Consider the following 20,751-nt stretch of genomic DNA (forward strand, 5'->3'; position numbering starts at 1 on the left):
CTGCGGTGCCTCCCTCACCGACCCCAGGTCCACGGCAGCCCGTGTTCACTTCAACAGAAGAACGACTGCATACGACCGATCGGGAAAATAATGGATCACCTGCCTGGTTAGCTGAATCACGTATCACCTCGCTGAAGAAATTGCGTAGAACTCATGACCTGTGTCAGCCTCGACACGATGGCCGCGATCGCGGTCACGCCGTGGCCGCCGCCTGCGCCTCGCGCAGGAAGTAGCGGATCAACGCGACGGAGATCGCCAGGAACAGGCCGAACACGAACGCCAGCGCGAGGTTCAGCAAGGTCTTGGGCGAACTCGGCCGCCCCGGCACGTCGGCGCGGTCCACGATCGACACGTTGTTGGTGCCGACGTTGCCGGCCACGCCGATCTCCTTGTAGCGCTGCAGCAGCGCATCGTAGAGCTGGCGATTGGTGTCGGCCTCGCGCCTGAGCATGGTGTAGCGGATGCTGCGCGTCTGCAGGTCCAGTTCCTCGTTCTTCAGGCTGGAAATGCGCTCGGAAAGCAGGGTCTCCTGCTGCCGCGCCGCTTCGTAGTCGTTCTTCAGCGCGCTGCGGATGTTGGCGACTTCGTTGCCGATCTGGCGCTTGATCTCGGCGATCTGGTTCTGCAGCCGCTGCATTTCCGGATAGCCGGGCTGGAACGTGGCCAGCTTCTGCTGATAGTCGGCGGTGAGCTTGACCTGCTCCGAGCGCAGGCTCTGGATCAGCGGACTGCTGACCACCTGCGGCAGGCCCATGCCGTCGCCGATGCCGGCCTGGCGCCAGGCCGCTTCGGCCTTGATCCGCGCATCCTGGGCCGCGGCCAGGCGCATGTTGAGCTCGCTCAGGTTCTGCGACGGCAGCGAGGGCTTGTCCTCGCCCAGCGACACGATCTGTTCCTGGCTGGAATAGTCGACCGCGTTCTTCTCCGATTCCTCGACCTTGTTGCGCAACTGCTCCAGCCGCTCGGACAGATACTTGGCGGCGAAGGAAGACGCCTGCAGGCGCCGCTCCTGGGTCGAGGCGATGAACATCTTCGCGTAGGTGTTGGCCACGCGCGCGGCCAGCACGCGGTCGGGCGAATCGAAGTTGATCCGGACCAGGCGCGAATCGCGCACCGGCTCGATCTGCAGCGCGTCCAGCACCGGGCCGACCAGCGCGTTCTCGGCGGCGGCCGCGCGTGCCTGCGGCGACGGCGCCGGGCCATCGCCATTGTCCTGCAGCTTCTCCAGCGCCTCGTCGACGAACGGCTTGAACGCCGGCGCCTTGGTCAGCTGCGCCTCGCGGATCACCACGCGCGCGAGCGAACGACTGCCCAGCAATTCGTACTGGGTCTGGTAGAAGTCGCGGTCCTGCGGCGACTCCACCGGCATCAGGTTCGCCACATTGGTGACGTTCAAGGACTCGCGCTCGATCTGCAGCACGCTGGTGGCGCGGTACTTGGGCGTCATCAATAACGTTACCAACAGCGCCAGCAAGACGATCGCCGCGGTGATGCCGACGATCAGCCAGCGCTGCCGATACAGGGCATTCCAGTAGTCCAGCAGGCTGATGTCGGCCGGGCTCAAAGGCGCGGAGGAGGAACGGGTATGCATGCGCGAAGGACTCATCGGTAGGCCCGCCAGACCATGACGAACGGGGTCAGCTGCACCACCGTGCGCAGCAACACCAGCGCGTCGGAGCGGTACACCACGACGATGTCGCCGCCGTAGATTTCGGGATCGGGCGCGGCGCCCTTCTGGATGTCGCGAAGATCGAAGCGGGCCAGCATCTTCTGTCCACCGACATTGCGGAACACCACGACATTGCCGCGGCTGGCCACGTCGCTGACGCCCTTGCCCAGCGACAGCGCCTGCTGCAGGGTCAGCGCCGGACCGACGATCGGATAGATGCCCGGCTCGCTCACCGCGCCGGTCACGGTGACCCGGTTGCCGGTGAACTCGTCCACCAGCACCGACACCTGCGGATTCTGCAGATAGCCGTTGCGGTAGCGCTCGGTGATGTCCTTCTGCAGCGCGTTGACGCTGAGCCCGGCCGCCTTGATGTCGCCGATCAGCGGCAAGGAGATGCGGCCCGCATTGTCCACGCGCACCTGGCGCTCGAGATCGTCCACCTGGAACACCTTGACCGTCAGCAGGTCGCCAGGGCCGAGCAGGTACTCGGGCTGGCCCATCGAGCCGGCCAGCGGATCGCCAGGCGGCAATTCCTTGGCCATCCTGGCGCCGCCGCTGCTGCAGCCGGCCAGGAAGACCAGACAGGAAAGGGCCAGACACAATGCCCAGTTGAACGTACCGGAGAGTTTACCCATGCGCGATGCGATGCCCTCTGTCGAGTGGTTTTGGGAACGCCGCACTCCTCCGGCCGGCCAGTGCTCCATCACCGGTCGGGCAAGACGATTGCAGTGTCGAATTCCAGCCTCGGGCGACGGCCCGGGCCAACAGCGAAGCCTCGTGTTGCACCGCACTATGGCACAGCTGCGAGACCTCACCAAGGCATCAACCGACATTTTTTTGACGCCATACCAGCAGGATTCAACTACATGTCCGGGCATTCAGCATTCGGGCGAGACAGCGCAACAAAAAGACGCGACGTTAACGTGACGCATGTCAACGCCTTGACGGCCCTCCTCCGCAGTTCTCCGCCAAATTCCCGTTTCCAGCGGCCTTTCCTGACTTCCCGGTGGACACAGGTGGTGCGCGCGCTCCGCTGAGGGCTCAGCCTTTGTCTACACCCTCGTCCGCCCCGGCCGCCTGCGCGCCGGGGGGACGGACGCCCGATCGCAGCGCCGAGCCGGGTCGAACCTCGACGCCAGCATCCCTAGCGTCGTTTGCCAGGCACCCGCTCCGTTCTTTGCGGCGCGGCTTGTGCGCGAGCACCGCGCCGCCGGGCGCCGCCGCAAGGGTGCACGCGCACCTTGCCTTGGACCGGGGCAGGCATGGATCGGGGCATGCGCTCGTCCAGAGAAGAGCCCCGCTGCGCGAAGGCCACGTTGCGCGGGAGCGCTGGCGCGGCACCGTCCTTCGTCGCCGGCATCCGGTCGGACATCCGACGAATGGCGAGGGCGCAAAACGAAGAAGGCCCATGTCGCTGACATGGGCCTTCGAAGATGGTCGGGGTAGCCGGATTCGAACCGACGACCACTAGTCCCCCAGACTAGTGCGCTACCAGGCTGCGCTATACCCCGGTGTGTTGCGTCTCCGCCGTCGTGGCGGACCCGCCTCGCGGCGAGCTGGCGATTATAGCGGGTTTGCCGCGGCCATTCCTAGCGGCTGCCGCGCCGCCGCCGCTCAACGCCGCAGCAGCTGCAGCACTTCTTCCAGTTCCTGGCGCACCTGCTTGATGATCTGGTTGCTCAGCGCCGACTCCTGCCGCGCGCCCTCGCCTTCCAGGCGCAGCCGCGCGCCACCAATCGTATAGCCCTGTTCGTACAGCAGGCTGCGGATCTGGCGCACCATCAGCACGTCGTGGCGCTGGTAGTAGCGTCGGTTGCCGCGGCGCTTGACCGGCTCCAGGCTGGGAAACTCGGTCTCCCAATAGCGCAGCACGTGCGGCTTGACGTCGCACAGCTCGCTGACCTCACCGATGGTGAAGTAGCGCTTGGCCGGAATCGGCGGTAGTTCGCGGTTACTGCCCGGGTCCAGCATAGGCCTCCACTCGCTCCTTGAGCTTCTGTCCCGGGCGGAAGGTCACCACCGTCCGCGCCGAGATCGGAATTTCTTCGCCAGTCTTGGGATTGCGACCGGGCCGTTGGTTCTTGCGGCGCAGATCGAAATTGCCGAAGCCCGACAGCTTCACCTGCCGCCCCTGCTCCAGCGCATCGCGCAGCACATCGAAGAAAGCATCGACGAACTCCTTGGCCTCGCGCTTGTTCAGCCCGACTTCGTCGAACAACCGTTCGGCCATTTCCGCTTTGGTCAACGCCATTGCCCTGCTATCCCCGTACGTCTCAACCGCGAATCCGCGCATCGTGTTCGCGCGCCAGCGCCGCCACTGCATCGGCGACCACGGCATCCACATCGCGATCCGTCAGAGTGCGCGAGTTGTCCTGCAAAATCAAGCCCATAGCGAGACTCTTGAAACCCGCCTCGACCCCCGGCCCGACGTAGCGATCGAACAGCACCACATCGCGCAGCAACGGCCCGACCGCGCCGCGCACGCTGCTCGCCAGCGCCGACCAGGCCACCGCCTCCGGCACCAGGAAGGCCAGGTCGCGGCGCACCGACGGGAACCGCGATAGTTCGGCGGCGCGCGGCAGCGCGCGCGCGGCCAGCGGCGCCAGATCCAGCTCGAACCCCAGCACGTCCACGTCGATCTGCATCGCCTGCAGCAGGCGCGGATGCACCTGGCCGATCCAGCCGAGCAGCGTCCCGTCGCGGTAGACGTCGGCCGAGCGGGTCGGATGCGCGTAGGCGCGCGCCGACGGACGGTACTCCAGACGCGCCCCGGCGGCGCTGGCCAGCGCGTCCAGGTCGCCCTTCAGGTCATGGAAATCGGCCTTGCGCGCGGGCAGGCCCCATTGCAGCGCATCGGCGTCGCCGCACACCGCCGCGGCCACGCGTTGCGTTTCCACCGGCGCCGCGCCAGCCGCCGCGGCCGCCGCGAACGCCTTGCCCAGCTCGAACAGGCGCACCCGGCCGGCCTGTCGCGCGACGTTGCGGCCCAGCGCCGCGACCAGCCCGGGCAGCAGCGACGGCCGCATCACCGCCAGTTCGGCACTGAGCGGATTGGCCAGGGCGACACGCCCCTCGACCAGGCCCCACTGATCCAGCAGCGCCGCATCGACGAAGGCGTAGTTGATGGTCTCCAGCATCTCGCGCGCGACCAGTTGCCGGCGCACGCTGCGCTCGTCCAGCCGGGTCTCGCTGTCCATGGCGATGCGCGAGGCGCCGCCCGGCAGCGTGGTCGGCAGCCGGTCGTAGCCGTGGATGCGCGCCAGTTCCTCGATCAGATCCTCTTCCAGCGCGATGTCGAAGCGCCGGCTCGGCGCGGTGACCTGCCAGCCGTCGGCCCCGGCGATCACGACCATGCCCAACGCGCGCAGGATGCGCTCGACCTCGGCATCGGCGATCTCGATGCCGAGCACGCGCCCGATGCGCGCGCGGCGCAGCGCGATCGGCGCCGGCGCCGGCAGGTATTCGGGCAACTCGGCCTCGACCACCGGACCGGCGCGGCCGCCGGCCAGTTCCAGCACCAGCCGCGTCGCCAGCTCCAGCGCCTGCCGCGGCAACGCCGGGTCCACGCCGCGCTCGAAACGGTGGCCGGCATCGGTGTGCAGGCCGAGCTTGCGGCCGCGGCCCATGATCGCCGCCGGCGCGAAATGCGCCGCTTCCAGGAACACGTGCCGGGTCGCGTCGGTGACGCGGGTGGCGTGGCCGCCCATCAATCCGGCCAGCGCGACCACGCGGTCGGCGTCGGTGATGGCCAGGAAGCCCTCGTCCAGCGCCGCATCGCGGCCATCGAGCAGTCGCAGCGTCTCGCCGACGCGCGCGCGGCGCACGCCGATCGGTCCTTGCAGCGTGTCCAGGTCGAAGGCATGCATCGGCTGGCCCAGTTCCAGCATCACGTACTGGGTGATGTCCACCAGCAGCGACACCGGGCGCACGCCGCTGCGGCGCAGCCGCTCGGCCATCCACAGCGGCGTCTTCGCCGCCGGATCCAGATCCTCGACCACGCGGCCGCAATAGCGCGGCGCATCGGCGCCGGCGTCCAGGCGCACCTCGAGACGGCGCTCGCTGGTCACCGCGGCCATCTCCGCGGCGAGCGGCAGCACATCGCTGGCGCAGGCCGCGGCCACGTCGTAGGCGATACCGCGCACACCGAAGCAGTCGGCGCGGTTGGGGGTCAGCTTGATCTCGATGCTGGCGTCGGGCAGGCCCAGGTACTCGGCCAGCGCCTGGCCGACCGGCGCCTCGTCGGGCAGCTCGAACAGGCCCGACGCATCGCTGTCCAGGCCCAGTTCCTTGGCCGAGCACAGCATGCCGTTGGAGTCCACGCCGCGCAGCTTGGCCGCCTTGATCGCGATGCCGCCGACCTGGGCGCCGACCAGCGCCAGCGGCGCGACCAGTCCGGCGCGCGCGTTCGGCGCGCCGCAGACGATCTGCAGCAAGCCGCCCTGCCCGGCATCGACCTGGCACACCTGCAAACGGTCGGCCTCCGGATGCCGTACCGCCTCGACGATGCGCGCCACCACCACCTGCTGCAGCGACTCGCCGAGCGGCGTGACCTCCTCGACCTCCAGACCGATGGCGGTCAGGGTCGCGGTCAGTTCGTCGCGCGAGGCCTGAGTGGGGACGTGGCTGCGCAGCCAATTTTCACTGAATTTCATGGAGAGGCCGGGAATCGGGAATGGGGAATGGGGAATCGAAAGAGCGGCTTACCGGGGCGGAAACGGATGCGAGGAACGAGCCTTGGTGTTGCTTTTGCCCATTCCCGATTCTCGTTTCCCGACTCCCAGCCTCAGGCGAACTGCCTGAGGAACCGCACATCGTTCTCGAAGAACGCGCGCAGGTCGTTGACGCCGTAGCGCAGCATCGCGAAGCGCTCCACGCCCATGCCGAAGGCGAAGCCGGTGTAGCGTTCCGGGTCGATGCCGACGCTGCGCAGCACGTTCGGGTGGACCATGCCGCAGCCGAGCACTTCCAGCCAGCGGGTGCTGCCGTCGGGCTGCTGCCAGGCGATGTCCACTTCCGCGCCAGGTTCCACGAACGGGAAATAGCTGGGACGGAACCGCATCTCGAAGTCGCGCTCGAAGAGCGCGCGCACGAACTCGGACAAGGTGCCCTTGAGGTCGGCGAAGGTGGAATGCTCGTCGACCAGCAGGCCTTCGACCTGGTGGAACATCGGCGAGTGGGTCTGGTCGCTGTCGCTGCGGTAGACCTTGCCGGCGGCGATCATCCGCAGCGGCGGCGCATGCTCGCCCATGTAGCGCACCTGCACGCCGGAGGTGTGGGTGCGCAGCAGGCGGCCGTCGCCGAAATAGAAGGTGTCGTGCATCGCCCGCGCCGGATGGTGCGGTGGGAAGTTCAGCGCCTCGAAGTTGTGCCAGTCGTCCTCGATCTCCGGGCCGTCGGACAGTTCGTAGCCCAGCCGCGCGAAGATCTCGGTGATGCGCTCCAGGGTGCGCGTGACCGGATGCAGCCCGCCACGCTCGCCACGCCGGCCCGGCAGGGTCACGTCGATGCGCTCGGCGGCCAGGCGCGCGTCCAGCGCTGCGCTTTCCAGCAGCGTACGGCGTTCGGCCAGCGCCGCGGACACGGTGTCGCGCGCGCGGTTGATCGCCTCGCCGGCGAGCTTGCGCTGCTCCGGCGCCAGCGCGCCGAGTTGCTTGAGCTGGGCGGTGATGCTGCCGCTCTTGCCGAGCAGCGCGACCCGCAGCTGCTCCAGCGCCTCCGGACTCTGCGCCGCGGCGATGTCCGCCAACGCCTGTTCGCTCAGGGAATCGATCTCACTCATTGCACTCGCGCCTTACCTGCTCCGGCCGAACCGTGGCCACCGTGTCCGCCGATGCGGAACCTCGCCTACCTGCGGCATCCCGTCGCCGGGACCCTAAAACGCAAAAGGGGAAGGACTTGCGCCCTTCCCCTGCATGACTGCGATTGCTCCCGCCGAACACCCGCACATGGATGTGCGGGTTTCTGCTGGGACTCGCACTTATGCCGCCAGCGCGCCCTTCGCCTTCTCCGCCAGGGCGGCAAAGCCCTGCGCGTCGTGCACGGCGATGTCCGCCAGCACCTTGCGGTCGAGGGTGATGCCGGCCTTGAGCAGGCCGTTCATGAAACGGCTGTAGCTCATGCCGTTGATGCGGGCCGCCGCATTGATGCGGGTGATCCACAGCGAACGGAAATTGCGCTTCTTCTGCTTGCGGCCGATGTAGGCGTACTGCTGCGCCTTGATCACCGCCTGCTTGGCGACGCGGAAGACCTTGCGACGGGCGTTGTAGTAGCCCTTGGCGAGGTTCAGAACTTTCTTATGACGACGGCGCGCCTGGACGCCACGCTTGACTCGAGCCATGGTTCAGTCCTCAGAGGTAGGGAAGCATACGGTCAAGACGGCCTGCGTCCTCGGCACGGACGTGGTTCGTCTGCCGCAGGTTGCGCTTCCGCTTGGTCGCTTTCTTGGTGAGGATGTGGCTACGGTTGGCGTGGCCAGCCTTGTACTTGCCGGAGGCGGTCTTGCGGAAACGCTTGGCCGCCGCCCGGTTGGTCTTGATCTTGGGCATTGCAATGTCCTTGATGGTGTTTGTCACTGGTCAGGGCGGTGGCTGCGCCACACTTTCCGTCCGTGCCCGTACCGGCTTGTAAGCCCTTGATCCTCAACGGATCGGGGCGGGTCCTGTTGCCGCGCGAACGGCAAACCCGATGAACTGGGCCGAGCATTATGCCAGGGCTTGGAATACCTTGCAAATCATGCAGTTTGGGCGTGGCGCTTGCGCGCCGGGATTCGGGATTCGGGATTCGGCAAGGCTGCGTGACTCGCGGCCACGACGCAACCGCGCAGCAGCGCTGCGCCGGGAGGTCAGAAAGGGCTGGCCACAGGCACTGGAGAACCGCGCACCCACCAGTGGCGGGGCGCGATCCTGGGCTGCGGTTCGCGGATCAGCGCTTCTTCGGCGCGATCATCATCACCATCTGCCGGCCTTCCAGGCGCGGACGCGATTCGATGACGATGTCCTCGCCCAGGTCGGCCTCGATCCGCGCGGCCATTTCGCGACCGAGCTCCTGATGGCTCATCTCGCGGCCACGGAAGCGGATGTTGACCTTGACCTTGTCGCCCTCTTCGAGGAAGCGGCGCATGTTGCGCAGCTTGATCTGGTAATCGCCCTCGTCCGTGACCGGACGGAACTTGATTTCCTTGATCTCGACCTGCTTGGTCTTCTTCTTGGCTTCGTTGGCCTTCTTCTGCTGCTCGAACTTGAACTTGCCGAAGTCCATGATCTTGCAGACCGGCGGATCGGCCTGCGGCTGGATCTCGACCAGATCCAGGCCGTCTTCCTCGGCCATCGCCAGCGCTTCGTCGCGGCTCAACACGCCGATCATCTCGCCGTCTGCGCCGATCACGCGCACGCGCGGCACGCGGATCTCTTGGTTCTTGCGGTTCTGTTTGTTGTCAGGGGTACTGATGTTGCAATCTCCCAGGGGAATCGGACTGGCACGGACGGAGGTTCCGCCCGCGCCAGGGTAATGTCACGCCAACTGCTCGGCGCGCAGCCGTTCGGCGAAGGCGGCGACGGACATGGTGCCCAGATCCTCCCCCGATCGCGTACGGACCGCAATGGCGCCGTTTTCCTTCTCACGGTCGCCCGCGACCAACAGGTACGGCACCCGCTGCAGCGTGTGTTCGCGAATCTTATAGCCGATTTTTTCGTTCCGCAAATCGGCCTCGATGCGGAAGCCTTGATTTGCAAGGAGTTTCCGCACGCTGTCTACGTAGTCGGCCTGGGCATCGGTGATGTTCATCACGATTGCCTGCACCGGCGACAGCCAGGCCGGGAACGCACCGGCATGGTGTTCGATCAGGATGCCGATGAACCGCTCCATCGAGCCGACGATGGCCCGATGCAGCATGACCGGGTGCTGCTTCTGGCTGTGCTCGTCCACGTACTCGGCGCCGAGCCGGCCCGGCATCATGAAATCGACCTGCATGGTGCCCAGCTGCCAGGTACGACCGATCGCGTCCTTCAGGTGGTACTCGATCTTCGGGCCGTAGAAGGCGCCCTCGCCCGGCAGTTCCTGCCACTCCACGCCGCAGGCACCCAGCGCCGCGCGCAGCGCGGCCTCGGCCTTGTCCCAGGTGGCATCGTCGCCGAGGCGCTTTTCCGGGCGCAAGGCGATCTTGATCTGGATGTCGTCGAAACCGAAGTCGGCGTACACCTTCAGCGCCTGCTGGTGGAACGCGGTGACCTCGGCCTCGATCTGCTGCTCGGTGCAGAAGATGTGGCCGTCGTCCTGGGTGAAGCCGCGCACGCGCAGGATGCCGTGCAGCGCGCCGGACGGCTCGTTGCGGTGGCAGGCGCCGAACTCGCCGTAGCGGATCGGCAGGTCGCGGTAGCTGTGCAGGCCCTGGTTGAACACCTGCACGTGGCCCGGGCAGTTCATCGGCTTGACCGCGTAGGTGCGCTTTTCCGACTCGGTGAAGAACATGTTGTCCTGGTAGTTGTCCCAGTGGCCGGATTTCTGCCACAGCGACACGTCCAGGATCTGCGGGCAGCGCACCTCGCCGTAGCCGCTGTCACGGTAGACCTTGCGCATGTACTGCTCGACCACCTGCCAGATCGACCAGCCCTTGGGATGCCAGAACACCAGGCCCGGACCTTCTTCCTGCAGGTGGAACAGGCCCTGCTGCTTGCCGATCTTGCGGTGGTCGCGCTTGTCGGCTTCCTCCATGCGCAGGATGTAGGCGTCGAGCTGCTTCTTGTCCGCCCAGGCAGTGCCGTAGATGCGCTGCAACTGCTCGTTCTTGGCGTCGCCGCGCCAGTAGGCGCCGGAGATGCGGGTCAGCTTGAAGGCCTTGAGGAAGCGCGTGTTCGGCACGTGCGGGCCGCGGCACATGTCCACGTATTCCTGGTGGTAGTACAGGCCCATCGCGGTGACGTCGTCGGGCATGTCCTCGATCAGGCGCAGCTTGTAGTCCTCGCCGCGCTGCTTGAACAGTTCGACCACCTCGGCGCGCGGGGTGACCTTCTTGATCACGTCGTAGTCCTGCGCGATCAGTTCCTGCATGCGCTTCTCGATCGCCGCCATGTCCTCGGGGGTGAACGGGCGCTCGCTGTAGATGTCGTAGTAGAAGCCCTCGGCGATGACCGGACCGATCACCATCTTGACCTCGGGGTACAGCTGCTTGACCGCGTGACCGACCAGGTGCGCGCAGGAGTGGCGGATGATCTCCACGCCCTCGGCGTCCTTGGCGGTGATCAGGCGCAGGCTGGCGTCGTGATCGATGACGTCGCAGGCGTCGACCAGGCGGCCGTCGACCTGGCCGGCGATGGTCGCCTTGGCCAGGCCGGGACCGATGGACTGGGCCACGTCCATGGGGCTGACGGGGTGTTCGAATTCGCGGCGGCTGCCGTCGGGGAGCGTGATCGTGATCATGGGAGTCGGCAAGAAGAAGAAGCGAGGCGGGTCGGGCATTTCCCGCTGCGCGCCGGAGATCGGCGGCGCCAGGCGCGGGATACAAAGAAGGCGCCACAAGGGCGCCTGCTCGGACAGCCTTGGACGGGGTTCATGCTTGGGCGGTGGTAGTGCTCATGTCGCACGCTCGGCCGGCGTTGCCGCGGGCCACCCAGAGTTCCGCATCGAAGAGTCATCAATGGTAACCCAAGTCGCCGCATGTTTGGGTTCGTCGGCCACCGGCGCGCGCAGCTCCAGGGCCGGTCGCGCATGCACGCTGCACCGCAGCAAGTGCTATCCCGTACGCCATGGCATGCTGCCCCCTGTCCCCCGCACTGCGAGCGCCCCGTCATCAAAGGCAAGGCCACATCGCTCGATATCGCCTATCTGGCGGGCGTATCGCAGCCCACCGTCTCGCGCGCGCTGCGCGGCAGCCCGGCGGTCAACGAGCAGACCCGGCGCAAGATCCTGGCGATCGCCAACGAACTGAACTACAAGGTCGACAAGCACGCCTCCAGCCTGCGCCTGCGCAATGCCGGCACCCTGGCGCTGCTGTTCTTCGAGGACCCGACCACCGACGACTCGCTGATCAACCCGTTCTTCCACTCGATGCTGGGTTCGATCACCCGCGCCTGCGCGCGCCACGGCTACGACCTGCTGGTCTCGTTCCAGCAGTTGTCGGACGACTGGCGTGCCGACTACGGCGACAGCCAGAAGGCCGACGGCCTGATCCTGCTCGGCTACGGCGACTACCTGCAGGCGCAGCAGCGGCTGCAGCACCTGGTCGAGCAAGGCACGCACTTCGTGCGCTGGGGCGCGGTGCTGGCCGAGCAGCCGGGCGTGTCGATCGGCAGCGACAACTTCCAGGGCGGGCACGACATCACCGCGCACCTGCTGGCGCAGGGCTGCAGGCGCGTCGCCTTCCTCGGCGACGCCTCCAATCACTACCCGGAGTTCCTCGAACGCTATCGCGGCCACGCCGAGGCCCTGCGCACGGCCGGGTCGGCATTGGATCCAGGCCTGCAGGTCGATGCGATCACCACCGAACAGTCCGGCTACGAGGCGGCGCTGGCGTTGCTGGAGAGCGGCGAACGCTTCGACGCGATCTTCGCCGCCAGCGACCTGATCGCGATCGGCGCGCTGAAGGCGCTGCGCGAGCACGGCCTGCGCGTGCCCGAGGACGTGGCCCTGGCCGGCTTCGACGATATCCCCGTCGCCGCCTGTGTGGCGCCGGCGCTGTCCACCGTGCAGCAGGACACCAAGCTGGCCGGTGCGGTGCTGGTGGAAACCCTGCTGGCGCAGATCGCCGGACAGCCGGTCAGCAGCCGCACCCTGCCGGTGACGCTGGCCCTGCGCGGCTCCTCGCTGCGCGGCTGACGGCCGCGCGGCGCGCACGCCGGCTCGCCTCACGGGCCAGGCGGCACCGGCTCCTTGATCGGCGACTCGCTGCACCACCGCCGTCGGCTCTGCGAACAGCCAACGCTCTGCCGCCCGCGTGCCGGCACGCGGGACGCCGCGCGCCCACCTGACAACGACAACCCACCATCGCCCGCACTGGATCGTGCGGCGACCACGCCCGCCCGCACTTCCATGCGAAAGCAGAATCATTATCATCTACGCCGACTGCGACGCGATGTGCCGCCAGCGCTCACGCCCACCGGAATCGTCGATGCCCCCTGCCCGCTCCGTTGTCCGCTCCTCCTGCGCCGGCCCGCGTATCGCCACGGCATGCCCAGGCTCGACGCCAGCGGCGGCCTGGTGCGGCGCCCGATGAGGCACCGTCCCTGGCCATGATCGTGGTCGCCACGGCGTGTGCGCTGCTATCGGCATTGGCCCTGTACGCGGGCTCGCCGCATTGCCGGGTGGCGCCATTGCGGCGCCTGCGCGCCGTCGGCACCTGGCTCGGCCTGGCCTTGGCGACCGCCTCGTTGGCGGCCTGGATCGCACAGTTGGGCATCGGCGCCGGACTGTGCGCGATGCTCGCCGCCTGGATGCTGGGCCTGATGCTGGTGCCGACCGTCGGGGCGCTGCGCGGCGACGCCGATGCTGCTGCGCGGGGCCGCCCACGATGATGTGGAGCCGCGGCCTGGCCGGGCTGATTCCCGGCTTCTTCCTCGCCGCCGCGCTGACCGGACTGGCCTGCTGGCTGCCGCCGGGGCCGTGGCAGCGGGCGCTGGTGCCAGCGCTGATCGCGTTCGTGCCGTTGTGGGTGGGCGTTGCGGTCGGCGCCTTCGCGTTCGCCAGCGGCCGCCGCGCATGGGCGTGGCTGAGCGGCGCGGCGCTCGCCGGCTTCGCCCTGTTGTGGGCGCTCAAGACCCTGGGCTGGGCGCAATGAGGACACCCGCATGAAACTGCACGCCGCCACGCTGCGCACCTTCACCGCGCTGCACACCTGGATGGGTCTGATCGCCGGCTTCGCGCTGTTCGTGGCCTTCTACGCCGGCGCGATCACCGTGTTCCACCACGATCTGCCGCACTGGCAGTCGCAGCAGCCGGAGCCGGTGCAGACCGTGGACGACGCCCAGCGCCTGCTCGATGCGACCCTGGCACGGCACCCGCAGGCCAGGCCGATGCTCGGCATGCTGTTCCCGAGCAGCGAGTTCCCCAAGGCACTGATCTACTGGCCCGACAGCAAGGGCGAGTGGCAGATGGCCACGCTGGACGACCTGGATGGCGGGCCGACCGTGCCGCAGGCCGAACTGGCCACGCTGGTCAACGAGTTGCACTACACGCTGGGCCTGCCGGTGGCGGGCGTCTACCTGATGGGCATCGTCAGCCTGCTGTACGCGGTGGCGATCGTGTCCGGGCTGATCATCCACCTGCCCAAGCTGCTCAAGGACCTGTTCGCGCTGCGGCCGGGCCGCAATCTCAAGCAGTTCTGGCTGGATGCGCACAACGTGGTTGGAGTGCTGAGCCTGCCGCTGCACCTGATGTTCGCGGTGACCGGGGCGGTGCTTTGCCTGTCGCTGGTGCTGATGGCGGCGCTGAATCCGCTGGTGTTCGACGGCAAGCTGCCGGAAGCGGTGCCGGTGGCGATGGACACCGCGCCGGTGCGCAGCGCCAGCGGCACCCCGGCGCCGCTGGGCACGCTGGCCGATTGGCGCGCGCGCGCCATCGCCGAAGCGCGGCGGCAGGGACTGGCCGAGTTCGAGCCGGTGTACATGAAGCTGCAGCATGCCGGCGACCGCAACGCCACGGTGGAGATCAGCGGCGAATCGCCCGGCACCCTGGGGCCGACCGGCACGGTGGCGCTGGAGGCGGCCAGCGGCAAGGTCATCGCCACCCAATTGCCCGGACGCCGCGATGCCAACCATGCCACGCTGACCTCGGCCTACGCCCTGCATTTCGGCGAGTACGGCAACGCGCTGGTGGCGTGGTTGTACTTCCTGCTCGGGATCGGCGGCGCGTTCCTGTTCTACTCGGGCAACCTGCTGTGGATCGAATCGCGGCGCAAGCGCCGCCAGGCGCAGCAGGGCCGCGCGCAGATCAACATGGCGCGGGCCACGGTCGGCGTGTGCATCGGCCTGTGCGTGGCGGTCTCGGCCGCGTTCGTCGCGGTGCAGGTGCTGGAACGGATCGCGCCGGAGGCGGTGAACGCCGGCATGCGCTTGGCCTGCTTCGGCAGTTGGGCGCTGTGTGCGCTGTGGGCCGCGATGCGCACGCCCGCCCAGGCCGCGCGCGAACTGCTGTGGCTGGCGGCGGCGGTGACCGCGGCGATCCCGCTGGCGCATGGCCTGGCCAGCGGCTGGTGGATGTGGACCAGCGCCGCCGCCGGGCAATGGGCGTTGTTCTGGGTCGACGGCGTGTCGCTGGCGATGGCGGCGGGCTTCGCGGCGCTGGCGCGCGCCACCGCGCGCCGCGCACGCCACGGCGAACCGAACAGCGTGTGGGCCGAGCCGCAGCCGGCGGCGGCGTGAGCGCAGCTCGCGTTCTGTAGAAGCGACTCTGCGCGGCCTCGGCCCTCCGTCGGGACGAACCGGGCCGTCCACTACTCCAGCTTCGGAAACCGTCGGGACTGAAGTCCCTCCTACAGCGCACCGCGCCGATGCTCGGAGATCCCTGTAGGAGCGGCTTCAGCCGCGACAGGCGCTACGGAGAACGCCTGTCGCGGCTGAAGCCGCTCCTACAAAAAGCGATCAACGCAGGCGCTAGTGCGGCGGTTCCACGCCATCCTTGGCGGTCATCAACCACCCCAGCCTGGCGCGCAGGTCCGGGCGCACGATCGGCGCGTCGGACAGGAACACGCGCACGCCATGCGCCGGCACCTCGGCCCGCAACACGTCCGCGACCTCGATCGCGCTGCCGTCGAAGCCGTCGTGCCAGATACCGGGCTGCAGGTAGCGGCGCACTTCCAGTGTCTTCGCCGTGTCGCCCTTGTTGAGCAGCACCAGCGCGGTCTGGGTCGTGCCGGCGTGCTGGTACACGCGGTAGAACACCGCCTCGTCGCCGGACAGGCGCAGGTTGAGCTGCAGCCCGCGCTGCAGCGCCGGCGTGCGCTGGCGCAACTGCGCGATGCGCTGCAACGGCGCGAAGATCGGACTCTGCGGCGCGGCATCCACCCGCTCCTGGCCGAAGTAGTTGCGGTTGCCGGCATGCTCGGCGCGACCCCGCATGAAGCCGGTCTCCGAGCCGTAGTAGAGCACCGGAATGCCGCGCGCGGTGAACAGCCAGTTGTGCGCATCGATGAAACCGGCGTCGCTGGCGTCCAGCCGTGCCATGTCGTGGTTGTCGTAGAAGGTCATCAGTTCGTACGGATTGGCGTACGGACCGCGCTCCAGGAACAGCGGCGCCTGCAGCGTCTCGAACCCGCGCTGTTCGTGTCCGAACACCGCCGCCAGCCCCTGTTTCAGCGGGAAATCCAGCACGCTGACCCCGGCGTTGCGCGCCCAGGTATGCCCGGCGATCTTGCGCGCGTCGTAGTCGAAGGCCTCGCCGAACATGAACATGCCCGGGCGCTGCGCGCGGATGCGGCGTACGAACTCGTGCCAGAAGCTGTCGGGCATCCAGCCGATGGTGTCGATGCGGAATGCGTCGGCGCCCTGCCCCAGCCACTGCGAGTACGCGCCGACCAGGTACTCCATCACCGCCGGATTGCGCTCGTTGAAATCGGACAGTTCGGCCAGATTGCCGCCGGTGTTGTAGAACGCGTGCAGCGGGTTGTGCGCCGGGTCCAGCTTGGACGGCGGCAGGTTCTGGTGGTCGGCGATCAGCGTGCCGTCGCGGTCGAACACCTGCCCGAACATCGGCTGCCGCTTGGGCATGGTCCAGGCCGGCGAGCCGTGGTTGCCGACGATGTCCAGCACCACCTTGAGCTGTTGCGCATGCATCGCCTGGGTGAAGCCGGCGAAATCCAGGCCCGGACTGGGCAGGTGTTCGTCCAGCTTGTAGAAATTGACGCCCCAGTAGCCGTGGTAGCCGGTCTTGCCGCGATCGCTGAGGTTGCTGCCCCAACTGATCGGCTTGCCGCCGGTGAACGCTTCGTCCGGATTGTCGACGATCGGCGTGATCCACACGGCGCCGAAGCCCAGGCCGCGGATGTAGCCGGCATTGTCGACCACGCCCTTGAAGTCGCCGCCGAGGTAGCCGATGTTGTCGCTCTCGCCCGGCGGCGCCGGCAGCGGGATATCGAAGGTGCGATGCGCGCCGCCCTGGTCGCGTTGGTCGTTGCCGGGGTCGCCGTTGACGAAGCGGTCGGTGACGACGAAATACACCGCCTCGCTGGCGAACGGCTCCAGCGTGCCGTAGTACTCGGCGGTGGTCTGCGCGCGCGCCGCCGGCGCCGCCGCGCCCAGCAACGCCAGCGCGAGCAGCGAGATCCGATACGTCATTGCCTTGCTCCCGGTTCGGCCGGAACCCGCAGCACGCACAGCGCCGCCAGCAACAGGCTGGCGCCGCCGACGCCCAGCGCGTACAGCGGCTTGCCGTCCAGCCAGTGCCTGAGCACGAAGCCCAGCACGCTGACCGCGACCAGCTGCGGGATCACGATGAAGAAATTGAAGATGCCCATGTACACGCCCATCTTCGCCGCCGGCACGCTGTCCGACAGCAGGGCGTACGGCAGCGACAGGATCGACGCCCAGGCGAAGCCCACCCCCAGCATCGACAGCAGCAGCCAGCGCGGGTCGCCGATCCACAGGAACGACAGCAAGCCGGCCGCGCCCAGGCACAGGTTGATCATGTGGCTGACGCGCAGGCCCAGCGCCCGCACCAGCAGCGGAATGCAGATCGCCGCCAGCGCCGCGAACCCGTTGTAGGCACCGAACAGCACGCCGACCCAGTTGGCGCCGTCGTTGTAGGCCGCCGAGCCGGTGTCGGTGGCGCCGTAGTGCGTCTGCGTCACCGCCGCGGTGGTGTAGATCCACATCGCGAACAGCGCGAACCAGGAGAAGAACTGCACCCAGGCCAGGCGCCGCATCGCCAGCGGCATCGCCTGCACGTCGCGCATGATCGTGGCCAGCATGTGCCCGGGCCGCAGCCGCGGCGCCACCCATTGCAACAGCCCATAGGCCGCAAACAGGCCGGCCAGCACGTACAGCATGCGGTCGCCGCCGCTCCAGGCGATCGCCGCCGCGCCGGCCGCGCCGAGCGCCAGCCAGATCGCCGCGGCGGCATCCGCGCGCGGCAGCGCCGCTGCGTCGGCGTCATGCGACGGCGGCGCGTCGTCGAAGCCGTGCAAGGTTTCCGGCGGATACTCGCGCGTGCGCAGCACGGTCCAGCCGATCGACAGGAACAGCACCGCGCCACCCAGGTAGAAGGCGTAGCGCACCGTGTCCGGCACATGCTTCGGCGCGGCGGTGTTGCTCACGCCCCATTGCGCCAGCAACCACGGCAGCAGGCTCGCCACCACCGCGCCCACGCCGATGAAGAAGCTCTGCATCGCGTAGCCGGTCGCGCGCTGGCGCTGCGGCAACTGGTCGCCGACGAAGGCACGGAAGGGCTCCATCGAAATGTTGATCGAGGCGTCCAGGATCCACAGCGTGCCGGCGGCCACCCACAACGCGGGCGAGTTCGGCATCACCAGCAGCGCCAGCGTGGTGAACAAGGCACCGACCATGAAATACGGGCGGCGCCGGCCGAAGCGGTTCCAGGTGCGGTCGGACAGGTAGCCGACGATCGGTTGCACGATCAGCCCGGTCAGCGGCGCGGCGATCCACAGCCCCGGCACCTGCTCCATGTCCGCGCCCAGGGTCTGGAAGATGCGGCTGGCGTTGGCGTTCTGCAGCGCGAAACCGAACTGGATGCCGAGGAAGCCGAAGCACATGTTCCAGATCTGCCAGAACGACAGCGCCGGCTTGGCGCGCGGCACCGCGCTCATCGGCGCACCTGCGCGGTCGCGGCCGGCGCGATCAGCAGCGCGGCGACGGCGGCATCGTTGACCACGCCATCGGCGCCGCCCTGGCCGCCGGTGTAGCGCGCGAAGTGCTGCAGTGCGCTCATGTTGGCCGCCGGCGCCAACCGGATGCGGCAGGCCTGCCCGGCCTTCAGCGCGAACACGGCGGCGGTGGACTCCTGTTCGCCGACGCTGTGCGGCATCACCACCGGCATCCGTTGCGGTGCGGCATCGCCGCATTGCAGCTGCAGTTGCTTCACCGCGGCGGTGACGCCGGTGTTGATCGGACCATGTGCGTTGGCGTAGCGCAGGCTCAACCGGTAGTCGCCGTCGTGCGGAGCGGTCCAACGCCAGTCGTCGTCTCCGGCGAGGCGGACCACATCACCGATGCAGACGCTGGGGCTGTGCAGCGATTCCCAATGGGCATCGCGACGGGTCAGGCTCAGGCATTGCACCTGCTCGCGCAGCGGCAGTCGCGTGCCATCCGCCGCGCCCGGACGACGCTGGCCATCGACATACAGCACCGTGCCGGCGGGAGCGGCCACGCGCCAGCCCTGTGCGTCGCGTTCGACGCGTGGAGCGACCGGTGCCGACGGCGCGAACGCCTCGGCGGAGGTGAGCAGCGGCACCGGCGTACTTCCGGTCGCGCGGCCGACCAATTGCACCGTGGTCACACCAGCCGCGTTGCGCGTATCGCCGGCCACCAGGAGATCGCCCTGCAACCGCGCAGGCCGCCGCAGCACGATGCGCCGGTCGTGCAGTTGCAGCGCGATCTCCTGGCGGTCGCCGAACAGCATCGGCACCAGGCTGGCCGGCAACTTGGGCGCCACGCGGCCATCCTCCTCCACGCCGAACACGCCTTCGATCACCATCGCCAGGTAGCCCGCCACCGACCACAGCTGCCGTGGCGAATTGACCACCGGGCCGCTGAGCGGACCATCGTCCACGTGCGCGGCCTGGCTCAGGAACTCGTAGTTCTCCATGTTCGATCCCGCAAGCGCCGCGCCGCGCATCAACGACTGCACCTCGAAGGCGATCCGCGCGCTGTCGTCGGTGTGCCGCGCCGCGCGCAGCGCATAGGCGCTGACGAACGGCCAGATCGCGCGGTTGTGGTAGATCGGCACGTCCCGCTGCTGCGGCCACACCACCGGGCTGCCGGCCTCGACTGCCGGATAGCGCGCCAATGCCTGGCGCGCGCGCGCGCGCGGCAGCACGTCGGCCAGCACCGCCAGCGACAGCCCGAGCAGATCATAGCTTTCGTAGGCCACCGGATGCGCGGCGCTGCCGATGTAGCTGACATAGGTGCCGCGGTCCTCGCGCCAGAAGCGCTGCGCGATCGCCTGCTTGAGCGCATCGGCCCAGCCGGCATAGCGCGCCGCGCGGGTGGCGTCGCCCTGCTCGCGCGCCAGCCGTTCGCCCAGGCGCAGCGCCTGGTAATGCAGCACGTTGGTGGACAGTGCGAACGACTCGGCGATGAAGCGCACGTCGTCGCGGGTCCAGGCCGGATAGGTCTGTTCGCGCCAGTCCAGGAACGAGGTCTCGCCGCGGTACAAGCCGATGCGCGGGTCGAACGCGAACGCGCGGTCCTGCGCCAGGGTCGCATCGAGCGCGGCGCGGGTGTCGGCGGCGAACGCCGCGTCGTCGAGCAGGTGCCGCGCGGCCAGGAACCAGACCACGCGGTCGCTGCTCACCGGCCAGCTGCCGCCGGAGCCGGTGTCCTGCGCCACGAACAGGCCCGGCAGCGCGTCGGGACCGCGCATCGCCGACAGCTTGAAGTGAAGCGAGCGCCGCGTGCGCTGCGGATCGAGCCGTGCCAGCGCCAGATCGGCCGCATAGCTGACGTCGCGGGTCCACACGTAGGGCCAGCGCTCGCCGGTCTGGTAGCAGTCGCATGGCAGCGGCTTGCCGTGGTCGAAGGCGGGATCGCGGATCGCGTCGACCTGGTCGTCGCGCAGCTCCTGCTGCGCCAGCGCGAACAGCGCATCGAACAGCGGGCTGGCGGTCTCGCTGCGCAGCGGTTGCGGCGCCAGCGTGCGCTTGCCCTGCGTCGAGCTCAGCACGAAGCCGCCATCGGCGGCGGCCGCGGCGTGCGCGGTCTGGCCGCGCCATTGCAAAGACGCCTGCCACGCAGGCGCCGACACCGCGGCACCCAAGGTGGCGGCCAAGCAGATCATCTTCAGCATCGAAGCGGCGGACCGGCTCGCGCCCGTCGGCCTCCCTCCCTCTTTGCCTGCATTGTGGGTTCGCGGTGCCGGCAGGCCGGCGCCACGGTCGCGGCCTCTTCTTCGAGAGGCGCTGCGGACATGGTAGACGCGCCGCA

General features: G+C 68.5%; 17 protein-coding genes and 1 tRNA gene. 4 read left to right on the forward strand and 14 right to left on the reverse strand.

Annotated elements, in window-relative coordinates; translation table 11 throughout:
* Positions 1–193: 193 nt before the first annotated feature.
* From AB3X07_RS14275 to thrS, 11 genes are all read right to left on the reverse strand, one after another.
* Complete coding sequence (locus AB3X07_RS14275; protein WP_369944771.1) at positions 194–1,621, reverse strand: GumC family protein; 1,428 nt, start codon at positions 1,619–1,621, stop codon at positions 194–196.
* The gene (locus AB3X07_RS14280; protein ID WP_369939262.1) at positions 1,603–2,304 is read right to left on the reverse strand and encodes a polysaccharide biosynthesis/export family protein; all 702 of its coding nucleotides are present in this window, start codon (positions 2,302–2,304) and stop codon (positions 1,603–1,605) included. Before AB3X07_RS14280 ends, AB3X07_RS14275 begins: the two co-directional genes overlap by 19 nt.
* A 799-nt stretch (positions 2,305–3,103) precedes the next feature.
* A tRNA-Pro gene (locus AB3X07_RS14285) sits at positions 3,104–3,180 on the reverse strand.
* A gap of 103 nt (positions 3,181–3,283) precedes the next feature.
* Positions 3,284–3,640, reverse strand: a complete 357-nt coding sequence (locus tag AB3X07_RS14290) for a MerR family transcriptional regulator (RefSeq protein WP_009597860.1) — start codon at positions 3,638–3,640, stop codon at positions 3,284–3,286.
* Positions 3,621–3,920 carry an integration host factor subunit alpha gene (locus tag AB3X07_RS14295; protein ID WP_003466661.1) on the reverse strand — a complete coding sequence of 100 codons (300 nt, stop codon included), beginning with the start codon at positions 3,918–3,920 and terminating at the stop codon, positions 3,621–3,623. Before AB3X07_RS14295 ends, AB3X07_RS14290 begins: the two co-directional genes overlap by 20 nt.
* A gap of 22 nt (positions 3,921–3,942) precedes the next feature.
* Complete coding sequence (gene pheT / locus AB3X07_RS14300) at positions 3,943–6,321, reverse strand: phenylalanine--tRNA ligase subunit beta (protein ID WP_369939263.1); 2,379 nt, start codon at positions 6,319–6,321, stop codon at positions 3,943–3,945.
* Positions 6,322–6,452: 131 nt separating this feature from the next.
* Positions 6,453–7,448, reverse strand: a complete 996-nt coding sequence (gene pheS, locus AB3X07_RS14305) for a phenylalanine--tRNA ligase subunit alpha (protein WP_369939264.1) — start codon at positions 7,446–7,448, stop codon at positions 6,453–6,455.
* 198 nt (positions 7,449–7,646) lie between these two features.
* Positions 7,647–8,006: a 50S ribosomal protein L20 gene (gene rplT, locus AB3X07_RS14310; RefSeq protein ID WP_010342859.1), complete on the reverse strand. Its 360-nt coding sequence runs from the start codon at positions 8,004–8,006 to the stop codon at positions 7,647–7,649.
* Positions 8,007–8,016: 10 nt separating this feature from the next.
* Positions 8,017–8,214 (reverse strand): 50S ribosomal protein L35, encoded by a 198-nt coding sequence (rpmI, locus tag AB3X07_RS14315; RefSeq protein ID WP_010342861.1) that lies wholly within the window; start codon positions 8,212–8,214, stop codon positions 8,017–8,019.
* 376 nt (positions 8,215–8,590) lie between these two features.
* Positions 8,591–9,130 carry a translation initiation factor IF-3 gene (infC, locus tag AB3X07_RS14320; RefSeq protein ID WP_369944772.1) on the reverse strand — a complete coding sequence of 180 codons (540 nt, stop codon included), beginning with the start codon at positions 9,128–9,130 and terminating at the stop codon, positions 8,591–8,593.
* Positions 9,131–9,178: 48 nt separating this feature from the next.
* Entirely contained in the window at positions 9,179–11,083 is a 1,905-nt protein-coding gene (thrS, locus tag AB3X07_RS14325; protein WP_369939265.1) for a threonine--tRNA ligase, read from the reverse strand.
* Positions 11,084–11,371: 288 nt separating this feature from the next.
* Here thrS and AB3X07_RS14330 point away from each other — a divergent pair, with 288 nt between their 5' ends.
* The 4 genes from AB3X07_RS14330 to AB3X07_RS14345 all read left to right on the forward strand — a co-directional run bounded on the left by AB3X07_RS14330 (position 11,372) and on the right by AB3X07_RS14345 (position 15,018).
* The gene (locus AB3X07_RS14330; protein WP_369939266.1) at positions 11,372–12,478 is read left to right on the forward strand and encodes a LacI family DNA-binding transcriptional regulator; all 1,107 of its coding nucleotides are present in this window, start codon (positions 11,372–11,374) and stop codon (positions 12,476–12,478) included.
* A 413-nt stretch (positions 12,479–12,891) separates the two neighbouring features.
* Positions 12,892–13,173, forward strand: a complete 282-nt coding sequence (locus tag AB3X07_RS14335) for a hypothetical protein (protein WP_369939267.1) — start codon at positions 12,892–12,894, stop codon at positions 13,171–13,173.
* Positions 13,173–13,436 (forward strand): hypothetical protein, encoded by a 264-nt coding sequence (locus AB3X07_RS14340; RefSeq protein ID WP_369944773.1) that lies wholly within the window; start codon positions 13,173–13,175, stop codon positions 13,434–13,436. Before AB3X07_RS14335 ends, AB3X07_RS14340 begins: the two co-directional genes overlap by 1 nt.
* Before the next feature lie 10 nt (positions 13,437–13,446).
* Positions 13,447–15,018, forward strand: a complete 1,572-nt coding sequence (locus tag AB3X07_RS14345) for a PepSY-associated TM helix domain-containing protein (RefSeq protein WP_369939268.1) — start codon at positions 13,447–13,449, stop codon at positions 15,016–15,018.
* A gap of 231 nt (positions 15,019–15,249) precedes the next feature.
* Here AB3X07_RS14345 and AB3X07_RS14350 read toward each other — a convergent pair whose 3' ends face one another.
* The 3 genes from AB3X07_RS14350 to AB3X07_RS14360 are packed head-to-tail and all read right to left on the reverse strand — an operon-like array spanning position 15,250 to position 20,614.
* A complete protein-coding gene (locus AB3X07_RS14350) occupies positions 15,250–16,929 on the reverse strand; it encodes an alpha-amylase family glycosyl hydrolase (protein ID WP_369939269.1) in 1,680 nt (559 codons plus the stop codon).
* Positions 16,926–18,416, reverse strand: a complete 1,491-nt coding sequence (locus AB3X07_RS14355; protein WP_369939270.1) for an MFS transporter — start codon at positions 18,414–18,416, stop codon at positions 16,926–16,928. The genes AB3X07_RS14350 and AB3X07_RS14355 overlap by 4 nt, the downstream gene beginning before the upstream one ends.
* Positions 18,413–20,614, reverse strand: a complete 2,202-nt coding sequence (locus AB3X07_RS14360) for a Six-hairpin glycosidase-like protein (protein ID WP_369939271.1) — start codon at positions 20,612–20,614, stop codon at positions 18,413–18,415. The genes AB3X07_RS14355 and AB3X07_RS14360 overlap by 4 nt, the downstream gene beginning before the upstream one ends.
* Positions 20,615–20,751: the final 137 nt, after the last annotated feature.

This window comes from Xanthomonas sp. DAR 35659, assembly GCF_041242975.1.
Taxonomy (GTDB): domain Bacteria; phylum Pseudomonadota; class Gammaproteobacteria; order Xanthomonadales; family Xanthomonadaceae; genus Xanthomonas_A; species Xanthomonas_A medicagonis.

Excerpts from the sequence above, each read along its gene's own strand:
- AB3X07_RS14335 (WP_369939267.1), top strand. The coding sequence starts at position 12,892 with ATGATCGTGGTCGCCACGGCGTGTGCGCTGCTATCGGCATTGGCCCTG.
- pheS (WP_369939264.1), bottom strand. The coding sequence starts at position 7,448 with ATGAGTGAGATCGATTCCCTGAGCGAACAGGCGTTGGCGGACATCGCC.
- AB3X07_RS14345 (WP_369939268.1), top strand. The coding sequence starts at position 13,447 with ATGAAACTGCACGCCGCCACGCTGCGCACCTTCACCGCGCTGCACACC.
- AB3X07_RS14290 (WP_009597860.1), bottom strand. The coding sequence starts at position 3,640 with ATGCTGGACCCGGGCAGTAACCGCGAACTACCGCCGATTCCGGCCAAG.
- rplT (WP_010342859.1), bottom strand. The coding sequence starts at position 8,006 with ATGGCTCGAGTCAAGCGTGGCGTCCAGGCGCGCCGTCGTCATAAGAAA.
- thrS (WP_369939265.1), bottom strand. The coding sequence starts at position 11,083 with ATGATCACGATCACGCTCCCCGACGGCAGCCGCCGCGAATTCGAACAC.
- AB3X07_RS14360 (WP_369939271.1), bottom strand. The coding sequence starts at position 20,614 with ATGCTGAAGATGATCTGCTTGGCCGCCACCTTGGGTGCCGCGGTGTCG.
- pheT (WP_369939263.1), bottom strand. The coding sequence starts at position 6,321 with ATGAAATTCAGTGAAAATTGGCTGCGCAGCCACGTCCCCACTCAGGCC.
- AB3X07_RS14330 (WP_369939266.1), top strand. The coding sequence starts at position 11,372 with ATGCACGCTGCACCGCAGCAAGTGCTATCCCGTACGCCATGGCATGCT.
- AB3X07_RS14340 (WP_369944773.1), top strand. The coding sequence starts at position 13,173 with ATGTGGAGCCGCGGCCTGGCCGGGCTGATTCCCGGCTTCTTCCTCGCC.
- AB3X07_RS14350 (WP_369939269.1), bottom strand. The coding sequence starts at position 16,929 with ATGACGTATCGGATCTCGCTGCTCGCGCTGGCGTTGCTGGGCGCGGCG.
- AB3X07_RS14295 (WP_003466661.1), bottom strand. The coding sequence starts at position 3,920 with ATGGCGTTGACCAAAGCGGAAATGGCCGAACGGTTGTTCGACGAAGTC.
- AB3X07_RS14280 (WP_369939262.1), bottom strand. The coding sequence starts at position 2,304 with ATGGGTAAACTCTCCGGTACGTTCAACTGGGCATTGTGTCTGGCCCTT.
- rpmI (WP_010342861.1), bottom strand. The coding sequence starts at position 8,214 with ATGCCCAAGATCAAGACCAACCGGGCGGCGGCCAAGCGTTTCCGCAAG.
- AB3X07_RS14355 (WP_369939270.1), bottom strand. The coding sequence starts at position 18,416 with ATGAGCGCGGTGCCGCGCGCCAAGCCGGCGCTGTCGTTCTGGCAGATC.